The 15,714-nt window shown below is 54.5% G+C and carries 19 protein-coding genes; all 19 read left to right on the top strand.

What is annotated here, in order from left to right:
* Positions 1 to 68: 68 nt before the first annotated feature.
* The gene (locus tag ACFQPC_RS14040) at positions 69 to 1,532 is read left to right on the top strand and encodes a glutamate synthase subunit beta (RefSeq protein WP_382272505.1); all 1,464 of its coding nucleotides are present in this window, start codon (positions 69 to 71) and stop codon (positions 1,530 to 1,532) included.
* Positions 1,533 to 1,844: 312 nt separating this feature from the next.
* On the top strand, positions 1,845 to 2,648 hold the full coding sequence (locus ACFQPC_RS14045) for an ABC transporter ATP-binding protein (RefSeq protein ID WP_382272506.1): 804 nt from the start codon (positions 1,845 to 1,847) through the stop codon (positions 2,646 to 2,648).
* Positions 2,645 to 3,421, top strand: a complete 777-nt coding sequence (gene mlaE / locus ACFQPC_RS14050) for a lipid asymmetry maintenance ABC transporter permease subunit MlaE (RefSeq protein ID WP_382272507.1) — start codon at positions 2,645 to 2,647, stop codon at positions 3,419 to 3,421. Before ACFQPC_RS14045 ends, mlaE begins: the two co-directional genes overlap by 4 nt.
* Before the next feature lie 139 nt (positions 3,422 to 3,560).
* Positions 3,561 to 4,034: an outer membrane lipid asymmetry maintenance protein MlaD gene (gene mlaD / locus ACFQPC_RS14055; protein ID WP_012081140.1), complete on the top strand. Its 474-nt coding sequence runs from the start codon at positions 3,561 to 3,563 to the stop codon at positions 4,032 to 4,034.
* Positions 4,031 to 4,753 carry an MlaA family lipoprotein gene (locus ACFQPC_RS14060; RefSeq protein ID WP_382272508.1) on the top strand — a complete coding sequence of 241 codons (723 nt, stop codon included), beginning with the start codon at positions 4,031 to 4,033 and terminating at the stop codon, positions 4,751 to 4,753. Before mlaD ends, ACFQPC_RS14060 begins: the two co-directional genes overlap by 4 nt.
* 195 nt (positions 4,754 to 4,948) lie before the next feature.
* The gene (locus ACFQPC_RS14065; RefSeq protein WP_382272509.1) at positions 4,949 to 5,584 is read left to right on the top strand and encodes an MlaC/ttg2D family ABC transporter substrate-binding protein; all 636 of its coding nucleotides are present in this window, start codon (positions 4,949 to 4,951) and stop codon (positions 5,582 to 5,584) included.
* Positions 5,585 to 5,586: 2 nt separating this feature from the next.
* Positions 5,587 to 5,874, top strand: a complete 288-nt coding sequence (locus tag ACFQPC_RS14070; protein WP_382272510.1) for an STAS domain-containing protein — start codon at positions 5,587 to 5,589, stop codon at positions 5,872 to 5,874.
* A 151-nt stretch (positions 5,875 to 6,025) separates the two neighbouring features.
* On the top strand, positions 6,026 to 6,937 hold the full coding sequence (locus ACFQPC_RS14075; RefSeq protein ID WP_382272511.1) for an ABC transporter ATP-binding protein: 912 nt from the start codon (positions 6,026 to 6,028) through the stop codon (positions 6,935 to 6,937).
* Positions 6,934 to 7,689 (top strand): ABC transporter permease, encoded by a 756-nt coding sequence (locus ACFQPC_RS14080; RefSeq protein ID WP_382272512.1) that lies wholly within the window; start codon positions 6,934 to 6,936, stop codon positions 7,687 to 7,689. Before ACFQPC_RS14075 ends, ACFQPC_RS14080 begins: the two co-directional genes overlap by 4 nt.
* A gap of 69 nt (positions 7,690 to 7,758) precedes the next feature.
* Positions 7,759 to 7,995, top strand: a complete 237-nt coding sequence (locus ACFQPC_RS14085) for a BolA family protein (protein ID WP_382272513.1) — start codon at positions 7,759 to 7,761, stop codon at positions 7,993 to 7,995.
* Positions 7,996 to 8,058: 63 nt separating this feature from the next.
* Positions 8,059 to 9,309, top strand: a complete 1,251-nt coding sequence (murA, locus tag ACFQPC_RS14090; protein WP_382272514.1) for a UDP-N-acetylglucosamine 1-carboxyvinyltransferase — start codon at positions 8,059 to 8,061, stop codon at positions 9,307 to 9,309.
* A complete protein-coding gene (gene hisG / locus ACFQPC_RS14095; RefSeq protein WP_382272949.1) occupies positions 9,309 to 9,971 on the top strand; it encodes an ATP phosphoribosyltransferase in 663 nt (220 codons plus the stop codon). Before murA ends, hisG begins: the two co-directional genes overlap by 1 nt.
* 49 nt (positions 9,972 to 10,020) lie before the next feature.
* Positions 10,021 to 11,334, top strand: coding sequence for a histidinol dehydrogenase (hisD, locus tag ACFQPC_RS14100; protein ID WP_382272950.1), 1,314 nt, complete (start codon positions 10,021 to 10,023; stop codon positions 11,332 to 11,334).
* A 19-nt stretch (positions 11,335 to 11,353) separates the two neighbouring features.
* Positions 11,354 to 12,175 (top strand): DNA-methyltransferase, encoded by an 822-nt coding sequence (locus ACFQPC_RS14105; RefSeq protein ID WP_382272515.1) that lies wholly within the window; start codon positions 11,354 to 11,356, stop codon positions 12,173 to 12,175.
* Positions 12,176 to 12,418: 243 nt separating this feature from the next.
* Positions 12,419 to 13,015, top strand: coding sequence for an imidazoleglycerol-phosphate dehydratase HisB (hisB, locus tag ACFQPC_RS14110; RefSeq protein WP_012081129.1), 597 nt, complete (start codon positions 12,419 to 12,421; stop codon positions 13,013 to 13,015).
* Positions 13,016 to 13,069: 54 nt separating this feature from the next.
* The gene (gene hisH / locus ACFQPC_RS14115) at positions 13,070 to 13,708 is read left to right on the top strand and encodes an imidazole glycerol phosphate synthase subunit HisH (protein ID WP_012081128.1); all 639 of its coding nucleotides are present in this window, start codon (positions 13,070 to 13,072) and stop codon (positions 13,706 to 13,708) included.
* 56 nt (positions 13,709 to 13,764) lie between these two features.
* On the top strand, positions 13,765 to 14,550 hold the full coding sequence (gene hisA, locus ACFQPC_RS14120; protein WP_012081127.1) for a 1-(5-phosphoribosyl)-5-[(5-phosphoribosylamino)methylideneamino]imidazole-4-carboxamide isomerase: 786 nt from the start codon (positions 13,765 to 13,767) through the stop codon (positions 14,548 to 14,550).
* A complete protein-coding gene (gene hisF, locus ACFQPC_RS14125) occupies positions 14,547 to 15,311 on the top strand; it encodes an imidazole glycerol phosphate synthase subunit HisF (protein WP_382272516.1) in 765 nt (254 codons plus the stop codon). The genes hisA and hisF overlap by 4 nt, the downstream gene beginning before the upstream one ends.
* On the top strand, positions 15,308 to 15,712 hold the full coding sequence (gene hisI / locus ACFQPC_RS14130; protein WP_012081125.1) for a phosphoribosyl-AMP cyclohydrolase: 405 nt from the start codon (positions 15,308 to 15,310) through the stop codon (positions 15,710 to 15,712). The genes hisF and hisI overlap by 4 nt, the downstream gene beginning before the upstream one ends.
* Positions 15,713 to 15,714: the final 2 nt, after the last annotated feature.

Genomic DNA, 15,714 nt, shown 5'->3' on the forward strand with positions numbered 1-15,714 from the left:
CAAACGATGTCATGGCCCGATCGCGAGACGGTCGGGCCGAAACGAATGGTTTAGAAGGCGAGAGAAACATGGGAAAGATTACCGGCTTTATGGAATTCCAGCGTTTGCGCGAAGCAAGCGAGGAGCCGCAAAAACGTACCGCGCATTACAAAGAATTCACCATGCATCTGAGCGATGCAGATTCAAAAGTGCAGGCAGCACGCTGCATGGATTGCGGCATCCCGTTTTGCAATAACGGCTGCCCGGTCAACAACATCATTCCTGACTGGAATGACCTGGTCTACAGCGGCGCATACAAGCAAGCGCTGGACACCCTGCATTCAACCAATAACTTCCCGGAATTCACCGGTCGTATTTGCCCGGCGCCATGCGAATCCGCATGCACACTGGGTATCAATGAAGATCCGGTCGGTATCAAATCGATTGAGCACTTCATCATCGACAAGGGTTGGGATAACGGCTGGGTCGTGCCACAAGTGCCTAGCGTCAAAACCGGCAAGAAAATCGCGGTAGTCGGCTCCGGTCCTGCCGGTATGGCGGCTGCACAGCAATTGGCGCGCGTTGGCCACGATGTCACCGTATTTGAAAAGAATGATCGCGTCGGCGGCTTGCTGCGTTATGGCATTCCTGACTTCAAGATGGAAAAAAACCACATCGATTTGCGCGTCAAGCAAATGGAAGCAGAAGGCGTGACCTTCCGCACCAGTGTATTGGTTGGTAAGGATTTCCCGGCGAACATCATCAACTGGGCAAAAGAAACCATCTCGCCGGAGCAAATCAATAAAGATTTCGACGCGGTCATCATCGCTGGCGGTGCCGAACAGCCACGCGACCTGCCGGTTCCTGGCCGTGAATTGAAGGGTGTGCACTTTGCGATGGAATTCCTGCCATTGCAAAACAAGGTGAATGCCGGCGACAAGGTCAAAGACCAGTTGATGGCCACCGGTAAACACGTGGTCGTGATTGGCGGCGGCGATACCGGTTCCGATTGCGTCGGTACCTCGAACCGTCACGGTGCAGCTTCGGTAGCGCAATTTGAATTGCTGCCACAGCCGCCGGAAGAAGAGAACAAGCCGCTGGTCTGGCCATACTGGCCAACCAAATTGCGTACCTCTTCGTCGCACGAAGAAGGTTGCGAACGCGATTGGGCGGTTGCTACCAAGCGCCTGGAAGGTAAAAACGGCAAGGTTGAAAAACTGATCGCTGCCCGCGTTGAGTGGAAAGACGGCCGCATGCAGGAAGTGCCTAACTCGGAATTCGAAATGAAAGCTGACCTGGTCTTGCTGGCGATGGGCTTTGTTTCGCCGGTACAGCAAGTGCTGGACGCCTTCGGTGTCGACAAGGATGCACGTGGTAACGCCAAGGCGACTACCGATGGTGAAGGTTGCTACCGTACTTCGGTCGAAAAGGTGTTTGCAGCTGGCGACATGCGTCGTGGTCAGTCCCTGGTGGTCTGGGCGATCCGTGAAGGTCGTCAGTGTGCGCGTGAAGTTGATGCGTTCCTGATGGGTGAGTCGGTACTGCCACGTTAATGGATCGCACGGTGTTGGCTTGAAAGCCAACACCGCGCTCGCCGGGTTGAGCAGGCGCAGGCCTGCACAACTGATCCGGCTCCCGTCCGTGAAGGTCGTCAGTGTGCGCGTGAAGTTGATGCGTTCCTGATGGGTGAATCGGTCCTGCCGCGCTAAGCAAAAATCTTTTGGTGCAGAAAACCCGCCGAGTCGCAAGACCGGCGGGTTTTTTTACAACGTTTGGTGTATGTAAGCTGCCCAAAAGAAATGGGCGCGGGAGAGATTTCGTTTTCTGCACTACAATTATGACATTGCAAAAGAAATACTCCCCTAGTGTCTAATCTTGTTGAAATCCGCGATCTCCATTTTGCTTATGGTGAGCGTCCGATCCTGTCGGAGCTCAACATGGACTTCCCACGTGGCAAAGTGATTGCCGTCATGGGCGGCTCCGGCTCGGGTAAAACCACGGTTTTACGCCTGATTGGCGGTCAGTTACGGCCGCAGGCGGGGCAAGTTACGGTTGATGGACAAGTCGTTCACGAACTTGATACCAAGGCTGTATATCAATTGCGCCGCAAAATGGGCATGCTGTTCCAGCATGGCGCGCTGTTCACCGATATCTCGGTGTTCGAGAATGTTGCCTTCCCGTTGCGCGAACATACGGATTTATCCGAGGAATTAATCCGCGATCTGGTGCTGATGAAATTGCACACGGTCGGCTTGCGCAATGCTGCGCAATTGATGCCGGCCGAGATTTCCGGCGGCATGGCGCGGCGCGTTGCACTGGCACGTTCGATTGCGCTGGACCCGGAACTGATTATGTATGACGAGCCGTTTGCCGGTCTCGATCCGATTTCGATGGGCATGACTGCGAACCTGATCCGCAAATTGAATGATGCGCTCGGTTCGACCACCATCCTGGTCTCGCATGATGTACATGAGTCCTTCTCTATCGCGGATTATGTGTATTTCCTGTCAAAAGGCGCGATTGTCGCGGAAGGAACGCCGGCCGAGATGATGGCTTCCAGCGATCCGTACGTGAAACAATTCGTCAATGCCGAGCCGGATGGACCTGTGCCTTTCCATTTTCCGGGCAAGTCGCTGGCCGATGATCTGGGGCTGGAGGCGCGCTCATGATTTGGTTGCTGGAGACGATAGGACGTCTGGTTCGTGAATTTGTTGTCAATATTGGTTTTGCTACCCGCACTTTTTTCGGAATTATCGGTGCTTCCGGTGGTTTGTTGCGCCGTTTCCGGCTGATTACCAGCCAGATCCACTTCATCGGCAACTATTCGCTGGTGTTGATTGCGGTGTCCGGTTTGTTTGTCGGTTTTGTGCTGGGCCTGCAGGGTTATTACACGCTGAATAAATACGGTTCAGAGCAGGCGCTGGGTTTGCTGGTTGCCCTGTCGCTGACGCGTGAACTGGGTCCGGTTGTGACGGCCTTGCTGTTTGCCGGACGTGCCGGTACTTCCTTGACAGCTGAAATTGGCTTGATGAAAGCCGGCGAGCAATTGTCCGCGATGGAAATGATGGCGGTGAATCCTTTGCAGCGCGTACTGGCCCCCCGTTTCTGGGCCGGCGTGATTGCGATGCCTATCCTGGCCGCGATCTTCAGTGCCGTCGGTATCCTCGGCGGCTATATCGTCGGCGTCCAGCTGATCGGCGTGGATGAAGGTGCTTTCTGGTCGCAAATGCAGGGCGGTGTTGACGTCTGGAACGATATCGTCAACGGCGTGATTAAAAGTATCGTATTCGGTTTTGCGGTGACTTTCATCGCCTTGTACCAGGGCTATGAAGCCCAGCCGACGCCGGAAGGCGTGGCGCGCGCAACGACGCGCACCGTGGTGATCGCATCCTTGTCCGTGTTGTGGCTGGATTTCCTGTTGACGGCTTTGATGTTCAGCTAAGTTTCAAATAAAGGGGCGCGGGAGCGGGTAATGCACTTTTAGATTAAAATGTGCGCCCCTCCGACGCTTTGTTCGTGTGATGGAAGAGGTACTATTTTTTGCCAAATAGCACTTTCTCCCATATTTGAGGTATCTGTTTATGCAACGAAAATCATTAGACTTATGGGTTGGCCTGTTTGTGCTGCTGGGCGCTGCCGCACTGTTCTTTTTGGCGATGAAAGCCGGGAACATGAGCTCGCTGTCGTTCGAACAGGTTTATCCGGTGGTGACACGATTTGATAATATTGGCGGGCTGAAGCCACGCGCACCGGTTAAAAGTGCCGGCGTGGTGGTTGGACGCGTGGCCGATATCTCCTTCGACGACAAAAGCTATCAGGCGACAGTGACCCTGAATATCGAAAGTCGTTATGTTTTCCCGAAAGATTCGTCGGCCAAGATTTTGACCTCGGGTTTGCTGGGCGAACAATATGTAGGTTTGGAACCAGGTGGCGATACCGTCAACCTGGCGGCAGGTGACAGAATTACAATGACACAATCGGCGATGGTGCTGGAGAACTTGATCAGTCAATTCCTCTTCAGTAAAGCAACCGAAGGGAAAGAAGACCAAAAATGAAAAATACCAGCAAAGCACTCTTGTTGACTTCGGCACTATTGCTCGGCGGATGCGCCAGCAGCACCGCTACTAACCAGGCAGACCCTCTCGAGGGCTTTAACCGCGCGATGTTCAGCTTCAATGATACGGTAGACCGTGTCGCACTGAAACCGGCTGCGACCGCGTATCAGGACGTATTGCCGTCGTTCGCGCAAACCGGTATCAATAACTTCTTCGGTAACATCGGCGACGTCTGGACCATGGTCAATAACTTCCTGCAAGGCAAGGGCGAAGCCGGCTTGTCGGACGTAATGCGCGTTGCGGTCAACAGTACTTTCGGTTTTGGCGGCGTGCTTGATATCGCGTCTGAAGCCGGTATCCAGAAGCACAAGGAAGACTTCGGTCAGACCCTGGGCAAATGGGGTGTAGGTTCCGGTCCATACGTAGTCCTGCCTTTGTTCGGTCCTTCGACCTTGCGTGATACCGCGGCCCTGCCGGTTGATATCTACGGCGACCTGTGGACCTATGCGACGCCGGTTGACGTGCGTAACGTCGGTGCTGTGGTACGTGTGATCGACCTGCGCGCTTCGGCTTTGAATGCAACCAACCTGCTGGAAGATGTTGCGCTGGATCGTTACACCTTCATCCGTGGTGCTTATTTGCAACGTCGTGAAAGCCAGGTAAATGATGGCGCGGATGCCAAACCTAGCAGCGACAAGGCGATAGGCCCGCAAAGCTAAGCAGCTTCGTTGCTTCCTGTTACAGATATGCTGACAGAAGCCGGCACTATCGTTGAACCACGCGCTTCGACAGTAGTCGAAACGCTACAAACGAGCCGGTTGCACGCAGCTGAGGTGTAATCCGGTTATCGCGGCATGTGCTTGTTCTGATATACGCCATGTCGCCCAACCGGTAAGAAATTGAACTAGGGAAATATGAATATATTTAAAAAATTAACGTTTGCAGTCGCAGCCTTGTCGTTTGCCGGCTATGCCGCAGCACAGGAAGCGCCGGACGTCCTGATCAAGCGTATCAGTGAAGAAGTGATGGCAATTGCCAAATCCGACAAGGAAATCCAAAGCGGTAATCCACGTCGTATCCAGCAAGTTGTTGATGAAAAGATCCTGCCGCACGTTGATTTCCAACGTATGACAGCATTGGCAGCTGGTCGCTACTGGCGTGATGCAACGCCGGATCAGCAAAAACAGCTGACCAATGAATTCCGCAGCTTGCTGATGTACACCTATTCAGGTGCGATTTCGCAAATTCGTGACCAGAAGCTGGAATATCGTCCATTGCGCGCTGATCCTGCCGATACAGAAGTCATTGTGAATACACAAGTGATCCAGCCACGCGGCGAGCCTATCCAGTTGAGCTATCGCCTGGCGAAGGCGCCTACCGGCTGGAAAATCTATGACGTCAATGTACTCGGCGCATGGCTGGTTGAAACCTATAAAGGCAGCTTTGCGGCAGAAATCAGCAAGTCCGGCATGGACGGCCTGATCAAGACACTGGCCGAGAAAAACAAAAAGCTCGCCGGTAGCGTTGCAAAAACAGGCAAGGCTTCCTAAGAATGTTCCAGCCCGGTACATCGCTCACTTTCGACAATGCCAAAACGGCATTGAGCGCTGGTTTGCAGGCGATTGCTGCCGGGCAGACGGAATTTGATTTTGCCAAAGTGGAAACTGTCGATTCTGCGGCAGTAGCCACCATGCTGGTTTGGCGTCGTACCGCCAATGCCCGCGCGCTTTCCCTGAGTTTCAACAACCTGCCGGGGAATCTGCGCAGCCTGATTTCCCTCTATGACGTGACCGAATTGATCGGCACCAGCTCCGCGCGCGCCGACTTGCCGCATCATTGATCCCTCCTGCATTTCCCTGCGTACTACGTTTCACCGCCTCTCATGCAGGGGCTCAGCGTGAAAATCCAATATAATCAAAGGTTTTCGCATCCGGCAGCGTGATTTGCGCAGCCGCCAGCGTCCCATTTTGCGTAAAGTGTTCTGAGCCACCATGGCTGCAATTCAAATAAATAATGTCGAAAAAAGCTATCGCACGCTGAAAGCGTTGAATGGCGTTTCACTTTCTATCGAAGAAGGTGAGTTTTTCGGCCTGCTTGGGCCTAACGGCGCGGGTAAAACCACGTTGATTTCCATCATTGCGGGCCTGAACCGTGCTGATTCGGGCAATGTCACCATCCAGGGTCATGACGTTGTCAGCGATTACCGCAAGGCGCGCCAGTTGCTCGGCGTGGTGCCGCAGGAACTGGTGTTCGATCCCTTCTTTACCGTGCGCGAGACTTTGCGCATGCAGTCCGGCTACTACGGGCTGAAGAATAACGATGCCTGGATCGATGAAGTCATGCATCACCTCGACCTGACCAACAAGGCCGATGCGAATATGCGTGCGCTGTCCGGCGGCATGAAGCGTCGCGTGCTGGTTGCGCAGGCACTGGTGCACAAACCGCCTGTGATCGTGCTGGATGAGCCGACCGCAGGCGTCGATGTCGAGTTGCGCCAGACCTTGTGGAAGTTCATTTCGCGCCTGAACCGCGAAGGGCATACCGTGGTCCTGACCACGCACTACCTGGAAGAAGCGCAGGCGCTGTGTAATCGCGTCGCGATGTTGAAAGGCGGGCAGGTCGTGGCACTCGATACGACTTCGACGCTGATTAAGCGCATCTCCGGTTCGCAACTGGTGGTGAAGCTGGCATCCGGCAGCTTGCCGGATGAGCTGAAGGAATTGGTGTCGCATCCGGAAGAACTGGTATTCGGCAATCAATACACTTTGCGCGTCAACGACTACAGCGATGTCGAACCCATCCTCGCCAAACTGCGTCTGGCCGGTGTGGTGATAGAAGACATGCAATTGCAACAAGCGGATCTGGAAGATGTTTTCATCCAGATTATGGAAGGTGAGAAATGATAGGCTTCCAGACCCTGTTTTATAAAGAAATGCTGCGTTTCTGGAAGGTTGCGACGCAGACCGTCGCCGCGCCTATCCTGACGGCTGTCCTGTACTTGCTGATCTTCGGCCATGTGCTGGAAGACCATGTGCAGGTATATCCCGGTGTGAAATATACGGCCTTCCTGATTCCCGGCCTGGTCATGATGAGCGTCTTGCAGAATGCATTCGCCAATTCATCGTCATCGCTGATCCAGTCGAAGATCACCGGCAACCTGGTTTTCGTCCTGCTGCCGCCGTTGTCGCACTGGGAGCTGTTCAGTGCCTATGTGATGGCAGCCGTGGTGCGTGGCCTGGTGGTCGGCACCGGCGTGTTCATCGTGACGGCCTGGTTTGCAGACATGTCTTTCGTGGCGCCGTGGTGGATAGTGATCTTTGCCGTGCTTGGTGCAGCAATGCTGGGCACCATGGGTTTGATCGCAGGCATATGGGCGGAAAAATTTGACCAGCTCGCGGCATTCCAGAATTTCCTGATCATGCCAGCCACTTTCCTGTCCGGCGTATTTTATTCGGTGCATTCCTTGCCGCCGTTCTGGCAAACCGTGTCGCATATGAATCCGTTCTTTTACATGATAGACGGCTTCCGTTATGGCTTCTTTGGCCAGTCCGACGTGAATCCGCTGATAAGCTCGACGGTTGTTGCATTTTTCCTGGTGCTGCTGGCAGGTGTCGGCATGTCGCTGCTGAAGAGCGGCTACAAGCTGCGCCATTGATCATACGAACCGGCCGCTTACACCCTATTTATTCACCCCATCATCACCATATTAGATAAAGGCAGAATCATGTTGCCCACACCAGAATTAGTTAAAAGTTATATCGCAGCCGGACTGGATTGCTCGCATCTCGAAGTCAGTGGCGACGGCGCGCACTTCGAAGCAGTGATCGTATCGGATGCGTTTGCCGGCAAGCGCCTGATCCAGCGTCATCAGATAGTGTATGCGGCACTCGGCGACCGCATGCGCGAAGAAATCCATGCTTTGTCGATGAAGACACTGACGCCTGAAGAATTCCAGAAGTAAGCAGCTACATACTTGAATGGCCCAGCACCGCTTGGGCAAGCTTTTGAATGGATAAATTTTTAAATGGATAAGCTTTTAATTCGGGGCGGTAATCGTCTCTCCGGCGAAATCACTGTTTCCGGTGCTAAGAATGCAGCGCTGCCGATTTTGTGCGCGGGTTTGTTGACAGCTGATACGGTACAGTTGAGTAATGTGCCTAATCTGCAGGACGTGACTACCATCTTGCGCCTGCTGCGCCAGATGGGTTTGCGTGCAGAGCAGGACGGCGACAAAGTCAGCCTCAATGGCAGTGCCATCGATAAGCTGGAAGCGCCATACGAGATGGTGAAAACCATGCGTGCCTCCATCCTGGTACTGGGTCCCCTGCTGGCACGCTTCGGCGAAGCCCGGGTGTCCTTGCCTGGCGGTTGCGCGATCGGTTCGCGCCCGGTAGACCAGCACATCAAGGGTTTGCAGGCGATGGGTGCCGAGGTCACGATAGAGGCTGGTTACATCCACGCTAAAGCCAAGAAGCTCAAAGGTACGCGTATCGTGACCGATATGATTACCGTTACCGGTACGGAAAACCTGCTGATGGCGGCAACGCTGGCAGATGGCGAGACCATACTGGAAAATGCCGCACGTGAACCGGAAGTAACCGACCTCGCGAACCTGTTGGTGGCGATGGGCGCGAAGATTGAAGGCATAGGCACGGATCGTCTGGTGATACAGGGTGTGGAAAGCCTGCACGGCGCGAGCCATGCAGTGATCGCTGACCGTATCGAAACGGCGACCTTTATGTGCGCAGTTGCGACTGTTGGCGGTGACGTCACTTTGCGTAATGCGCGTACCGATACGCTGGATGTGGCTTTCGATAAATTGCGTGAAGCAGGTGCGATCCTGACTTCAGGTGACGACTGGATACGTGTGCAAATGGCTTCGCGTCCGAAAGCAGTCAGCTTCCGTACCACTGAATACCCGGGTTTCCCGACCGACATGCAGGCGCAATTCATGGCCATGAACTGTGTTGCAGAAGGCAGCAGCCGCGTGATCGAAACGATTTTTGAAAACCGCTTCATGCACGTGCAGGAAATGAATCGTCTTGGTGCTGCGATTACGATTGAAGGTCACACTGCGATCATCAATGGCGTGGATAAACTGGTGGGTGCACCAGTCATGGCCACGGATTTGCGCGCTTCGGCTTCGCTCGTCATTGCTGCATTGGCAGCAGAAGGCGATACCTTGATAGATCGCATTTATCACCTGGATCGCGGTTACGATCGTATGGAAGTCAAACTGTCCGCCGTTGGCGCAGATATACAGCGAGTGAAATGATGACGCAAGAGAACCAACAACTGACGCTGGCGCTTTCCAAGGGCCGCATTTTTGAAGAAACCTTGCCCTTGCTGGAAGCTGCCGGCATCAAGGTCACCGAAGATCCGGAAACTTCGCGCAAGCTGATCCTGCAAACCAATGACGCAAATGTGCGCGTGATTATCGTGCGTGCCTCGGATGTGCCGACCTATGTGCAATACGGTGCGGCTGATTTCGGCGTGGCTGGCAAGGATGTTTTGCTCGAGCACGGCGGCGAAGGCTTGTATCAGCCTATCGACTTGAATATCGCGAATTGCCGCATGTCGGTCGCGGTCAAGGATGGCTTTGATTATGAAAGCGCCGTGCAACAGGGTGCGCGTTTGCGTGTGGTCACCAAGTATGTACAGACTGCGCGTGAGCACTTCGCGGCAAAAGGTGTGCACGTCGACCTGATCAAATTGTATGGCTCGATGGAGTTGGGTCCCCTGGTTGGCCTGGCGGATGCCATTGTCGATCTGGTCAGTACCGGCAGCACCCTGCGCGCCAACCATCTGGTCGAAGTGGAACGCATTATGGATATCTCTTCGCGCCTGGTTGTCAATAAGGCTGCGCTGAAGCTGAAACGTGAGCGCCTGCAACCTATACTTGAAGCATTTGAAAAAGCATCGAAACGTTCGTCTTGATGTTGCAACAACAGGATACGATTCCTACATGGCTTGATTGAGAAAAATGATGTCCATACAGATACGCAAATTTGATTCCACCCATCCCGACTTCCGCCAGCAACTGGCTGACGTGCTGGCTTTCGAAGCCAGCGAAGACGAGGCGATTGATCGTGCAGTGCTGCGCATCCTCGAAGATGTGAAAAAACGCGGCGATGTCGCCGTACTGGAATACACCAAGCAGTTCGACCATGTCGAGGCGGACAGCTTGCAAGCTTTGGAAATCAAGAGTGCCGATTTGCAAGCCGCATTGGCGCAATTATCGCCGGTGCGTCGCGCTGCCTTGCAGACTGCAGCGGATCGCGTGCGTGCGTATCACGAACGGCAAAAAAGCGAGATTGGTTCTGACGGCTTCAGCTACACCGAAGCGGACGGTACTATCCTCGGCCAGAAAGTGACACCGCTGGATCGCGTCGGCATTTATGTGCCGGGCGGTAAGGCGGCTTATCCGTCATCGGTATTGATGAATGCGATCCCGGCCAAAGTCGCCGGTGTGCAGGAAGTCATCATGGTGGTACCGACGCCAAATGGTGTGCAGAATGAACTGGTGCTGGCCGCTGCTGCGATGTCCGGTGTTGATCGCGTATTTACTATCGGTGGCGCACAGGCGGTGGCTGCGCTGGCTTACGGTACTGCGACTATTCCGCAAGTTGACAAGATCGTCGGCCCGGGCAATGCCTATGTGGCGGCAGCCAAGCGCCGCGTGTTTGGTACCGTTGGTATCGATATGATTGCCGGTCCATCGGAAATCCTGGTGGTATGTGACGGCACCACCAATCCCGACTGGATTGCGATGGACCTGTTCTCGCAAGCCGAGCATGACGAACTGGCGCAATCCATCCTGATTTGCCCGGACGCGGCTTATCTGGATGCGGTGGCGGACAGTATCAACCGTCAACTCGCGGACATGCCACGCAAGGATGTGATCACTACTTCGCTGACCAATCGCGGTGCGATGATCAAAGTGCGTGATATGGATGAAGCGTGCGAGATCGCCAACCTGATCGCAGCGGAACATCTGGAAATTTCGACCGAGAATCCTCAGCAGTGGGCCGATAAAATCCGCCACGCCGGCGCGATGTTCCTCGGTCGTTTCTCTTCCGAGTCGCTCGGTGATTACTGTGCCGGTCCGAACCATGTGTTGCCGACTTCGCGTACCGCACGTTTTTCGTCGCCGCTGGGTGTATATGACTTCCAGAAGCGTTCCAGCATGCTGCAAGTCAGTGAAGGTGGTGCGCAGACGCTGGGCAAGGTCGCCGCTGAACTGGCCTACGGCGAAGGTTTGCAAGCCCATGCCCGTTCTGCAGAATATCGGCTGAAATGAGATTGCTCCGGGCTCAGCCATGACGGATTGGCGCGATCGCATATTCTGTGAAGATGCGCTGGCTGGACTGGCGCGTATTCCCGATGCGGCGATCGACCTGATCATTGCCGACCCGCCGTATGGATTGGGCAAGGATTACGGCAACGATTCCGACAAGCTGGATGCCGATGCTTACCTGCATTGGATGGAGCAGTGGATAGATGCGGCTTTGCCCAAGCTCAAGGCGAATGGCAGCCTGTATATTTTCCTGACCTGGCGTTATTCGCCGGAAGTCTTCGTCATGCTGAAGAAACGCATGACCATGCTGAATGAAATCATCTGGGACCGGCGTGTGCCTTCCATGGGCGGCGGTACCCGCAAGTTTTCGTCGGTGCATGACACCATCGGTTTCTTTGCCAAGGCCAAGGATTATTACTTCGACCTGGACGCGGTGCGCATCCCTTACGATGCTGAAACGAAGAAGGCGCGTTCACGTTCCATCTTCGTTGGTGCCAAATGGCTGGAGATGGGCTACAACCCGAAGGATGTCTGGAGCGTGTCGCGCTTGCATAAAGAGCACCGCGAGCGGGCCGACCATCCTACCCAGAAGCCGCTGGAAGTGGTCGAGCGCATGTTGAAGGCTTCGTGTCCGCCCGGCGGCGTCGTACTGGACCCTTTCATGGGTAGTGGCACTACGGCAGCGGCGGCCAAACGTTGCGGCCGCCATTTCGTTGGTTTCGAGCTGAATGCCGAATATTGCGAGATGATAGAAAAGCGTTTGCAGCTGCTGACGCCGCAGGAAGAAACGGCAAGTCTGGTGTTGGCAGGGCAGGAGCAAAAATCAGCGTCGGAAGAAATCTGATTAATTTCGATGTGGAATTGCCAAGAGTCGGTGCTTTTATGCAGATTCCTGCGATTCCCGGGCTAAAAAGGCGTGTATCTGGCGAATCAGGTGCCCGAAGCTAAAGTCCTCGTTGAAAATGTGGGTAAAATGCATGTATTGCCATAAACTTGGCCATGCTTTGCCTCTGAAGTGGCAAAGTGATTTATATCTCGATGCTGTACTAGCATTACCTTCTTCGTCATTACTGGTTGTTAATTGAATATGTCTACGCCACGCACTGCAGAAATCACGCGCAATACCAACGAGACGCAAATCCGCGTTGCGATCAATATCGATGGTACCGGTCAGCAAAAACTGAACACCGGCGTGCCTTTCCTCGACCATATGCTGGATCAGATTGCCCGTCACGGCCTGATCGATCTGGATATCGAAGCCAAAGGCGATCTGCATATCGATGCCCACCACACGGTGGAAGACGTCGGCATTACGCTGGGCCAGGCTTTTGCCAAAGCGATCGGCGACAAAAAAGGCATCCGCCGTTACGGTCATTCCTATGTGCCGCTGGACGAAGCATTGTCGCGCGTCGTCATCGACTTCTCGGGTCGGCCAGGACTGGAATTCCATGTCCCCTTCACCCGTTCGATGATAGGCACTTTTGATGTCGATCTGACACACGAATTCTTCCAGGGCTTCGTCAATCACGCGCTGGTATCTTTGCATATCGATAATTTGCGTGGCGCGAATGCCCACCATCAGTGCGAAACCGTATTCAAGGCCTTCGGCCGTGCATTGCGCATGGCGGCTGAACTGGATCCGCGTTCCGTTGGTACGATTCCATCGACCAAAGGCAGCCTGTAAGCTGCTCGCGGCCTGCAAGAGAATTTCAATACACTGAAATCTGAATCAACCGGTATGAACAAAATTGTTGTAGTGGATTACGGCGTGGGCAATCTGCGCTCGGTCGCCCAGGCTTTGCGTAAAGTGGCGCCGGAAGCGGATGTCCGCATTTCGGGCGAGCTCAATGACATCCATACGGCTGACCGCCTGGTCCTGCCGGGGCAGGGTGCCATCCCGGATTGCATGCGTTCGCTGCAGGAGTCGGGTTTGCAGGAAGCCTTGCTCGATGCCGCCCGTAACAAACCTTTATTCGGCGTCTGTGTCGGTGAGCAACTGATGTTTGACTGGAGTGAAGAAGGTGATACCGCCGGCCTCGGCTTGTTCCCCGGCAAGGTCATCAAATTCCGCCTCGACCAGCAATTGCAGGAAGATGGCTCCCGTTTTAAAGTCCCGCAAATGGGTTGGAACCGCGTGCGTCAGGCGCAGTCACATCCGTTGTGGGATCAGATTGCTGACGACAGCTACTTCTATTTCGTGCATAGTTATTACGCCGTCCCTGCAAATATCGCCCACATGGTAGGTGAAACACCCTATGGCGCGCCGTTTTGCAGCGCGATTGCACGCGATAACATCTTTGCGACGCAGTTCCATCCGGAAAAAAGTGCCACGGCCGGGCTGCAGCTGTACAAGAATTTTGTTCACTGGAATCCGTAAGCCTTATCCACTATCGCTTTCTTTTCTACTTACAACCTCACACTGCTAACGTATCCATGCTGCTCATACCTGCCATCGATCTCAAAGACGGTCACTGCGTTCGCCTGAAACAAGGCGATATGGACCAAGCCACTGTATTTTCCGAAGACCCTGCCGAAATGGCGCGTCACTGGTTATTGCAAGGTGCGCGTCGTCTGCATCTGGTTGATTTGAACGGCGCATTTGCCGGCAAGCCGAAGAATGAGTCGGCGGTCAAATCGATCCTGCAGGCCGTACGCGAATACGCGGAAAAAAACGGTATAGAAGAAATCCCGGTGCAACTTGGCGGCGGGATCCGTGACCTCGACACCATCGAACGCTATCTCGACGATGGCCTGAGTTACATCATCATCGGTACCGCAGCGGTCAAGAACCCGGGCTTCCTGCACGATGCCTGCAGCGCCTTCCCGGGTCAGATCATCGTTGGCCTCGATGCCAAGGATGGCAAGGTTGCCACCGATGGCTGGAGCAAGCTGAGTGGTCATGAAGTGATAGACCTGGCGAAGAAATTCGAAGATTACGGCTGTGAATCCATCATCTACACCGATATCGGCCGCGACGGCATGATGGGTGGCGTGAATATCGAAGCTACCGTCAAACTGGCGCAAAGCATGACGATTCCTGTCATCGCTTCCGGCGGCGTGCACAACATCAAGGATGTGGAAGCACTGTGCGCGGTACAGGATGAAGGCATCGAAGGCGTGATTTGCGGTCGTTCGATTTATGAAGGCACGCTGGATCTGCGTTCGGCGCAGGACCGTGCCGATGAATTGACCGATGAAGCACCGGAAGCGGACGCATGACACTGGCAAAACGTATCATCCCTTGCCTCGATGTGACCGCCGGCCGCGTCGTCAAGGGTGTCAATTTCCTCGAGCTGCGCGATGCCGGTGATCCGGTTGAAATCGCGCGCCGTTATGACGCGCAAGGCGCGGACGAGATCACTTTTCTCGACATTACGGCGACCTCGGATGGGCGTGACCTGATCCTCGACATTATCGAAGAGGTTGCTTCGCAGGTATTTATTCCATTGACGGTAGGTGGTGGTGTGCGCGCGGTCGACGATGTGCGGCGTTTGCTGAATGCGGGCGCAGACAAGGTCGGCATCAACAGTTCCGCCATCAGCAATCCGCAACTGGTATTCGATGCATCGCAGAAGTACGGCTCCCAATGCATAGTGGTGGCTATCGATGCGAAGAAGGCATCCGATGGCCGCTGGGAAGTGTTCACGCATGGCGGCCGCAAGGCTACCGGCCTGGATGCGGTCGAATGGGCCAAGAAAATGCAAAACCTGGGCGCCGGTGAAATCCTGCTGACCAGCATGGATCGCGACGGCACCAAGATAGGTTTCGACCTGGACCTGACGCGTTCGGTCTCGGATGCGATCAGCATCCCGGTGATTGCGTCCGGTGGTGTCGGCGGTTTGCAGGACCTGGCGGATGGCGTCAAGGTCGGCCGTGCCGATGCAGTGCTGGCGGCCAGTATCTTCCATTACGGTCAGCACACGGTGCAGGAAGCCAAGCGTTTCATGTCAGATCAAGGTATTCCAATGAGGTTGGTATGAGCAGCAATGCAAAATGGCTGAATAAGGTGAAGTGGGACGAGCACGGCCTGGTGCCGGTCATCGCACAGGAAGTCGGTACGAACGACGTGCTGATGTTTGCGTGGATGAATCGTGACGCGTTGGCCAAAACCATAGAAACCGGCGAAGCGATTTACTGGAGCCGTTCGCGCAAAAAGCTGTGGCACAAGGGCGAAGAGTCCGGCCACACGCAAAAAGTACATGAAGTACGGCTCGACTGCGATGAAGACGTGGTCTTGCTCAAGGTTGAGCAAGTCGGCAAGATCGCCTGCCATACAGGACGCCATTCCTGCTTCTTCCAGAAGTTTGAAGGCGGCGCCAAAGACGGCGACTGGGAAACCGTAGAGCCTGTGCTGAAAAATCCGGAAACGATATACAAATAAAG

It is taken from the genome of Herminiimonas glaciei, from assembly GCF_042664955.1.
In the GTDB taxonomy this organism is placed as follows: domain Bacteria; phylum Pseudomonadota; class Gammaproteobacteria; order Burkholderiales; family Burkholderiaceae_D; genus Oxalicibacterium; species Oxalicibacterium glaciei.

Bases quoted from the DNA above. Each gene is read 5' to 3' on its own strand.
- ACFQPC_RS14040 (WP_382272505.1), top strand. From the start codon at position 69: ATGGGAAAGATTACCGGCTTTATGGAATTCCAGCGTTTGCGCGAAGCA.
- mlaE (WP_382272507.1), top strand. From the start codon at position 2,645: ATGATTTGGTTGCTGGAGACGATAGGACGTCTGGTTCGTGAATTTGTT.
- mlaD (WP_012081140.1), top strand. From the start codon at position 3,561: ATGCAACGAAAATCATTAGACTTATGGGTTGGCCTGTTTGTGCTGCTG.
- ACFQPC_RS14060 (WP_382272508.1), top strand. From the start codon at position 4,031: ATGAAAAATACCAGCAAAGCACTCTTGTTGACTTCGGCACTATTGCTC.
- ACFQPC_RS14065 (WP_382272509.1), top strand. From the start codon at position 4,949: ATGAATATATTTAAAAAATTAACGTTTGCAGTCGCAGCCTTGTCGTTT.
- ACFQPC_RS14070 (WP_382272510.1), top strand. From the start codon at position 5,587: ATGTTCCAGCCCGGTACATCGCTCACTTTCGACAATGCCAAAACGGCA.
- ACFQPC_RS14075 (WP_382272511.1), top strand. From the start codon at position 6,026: ATGGCTGCAATTCAAATAAATAATGTCGAAAAAAGCTATCGCACGCTG.
- ACFQPC_RS14080 (WP_382272512.1), top strand. From the start codon at position 6,934: ATGATAGGCTTCCAGACCCTGTTTTATAAAGAAATGCTGCGTTTCTGG.
- ACFQPC_RS14085 (WP_382272513.1), top strand. From the start codon at position 7,759: ATGTTGCCCACACCAGAATTAGTTAAAAGTTATATCGCAGCCGGACTG.
- murA (WP_382272514.1), top strand. From the start codon at position 8,059: ATGGATAAGCTTTTAATTCGGGGCGGTAATCGTCTCTCCGGCGAAATC.
- hisG (WP_382272949.1), top strand. From the start codon at position 9,309: ATGACGCAAGAGAACCAACAACTGACGCTGGCGCTTTCCAAGGGCCGC.
- hisD (WP_382272950.1), top strand. From the start codon at position 10,021: ATGTCCATACAGATACGCAAATTTGATTCCACCCATCCCGACTTCCGC.
- ACFQPC_RS14105 (WP_382272515.1), top strand. From the start codon at position 11,354: ATGACGGATTGGCGCGATCGCATATTCTGTGAAGATGCGCTGGCTGGA.
- hisB (WP_012081129.1), top strand. From the start codon at position 12,419: ATGTCTACGCCACGCACTGCAGAAATCACGCGCAATACCAACGAGACG.
- hisH (WP_012081128.1), top strand. From the start codon at position 13,070: ATGAACAAAATTGTTGTAGTGGATTACGGCGTGGGCAATCTGCGCTCG.
- hisA (WP_012081127.1), top strand. From the start codon at position 13,765: ATGCTGCTCATACCTGCCATCGATCTCAAAGACGGTCACTGCGTTCGC.
- hisF (WP_382272516.1), top strand. From the start codon at position 14,547: ATGACACTGGCAAAACGTATCATCCCTTGCCTCGATGTGACCGCCGGC.
- hisI (WP_012081125.1), top strand. From the start codon at position 15,308: ATGAGCAGCAATGCAAAATGGCTGAATAAGGTGAAGTGGGACGAGCAC.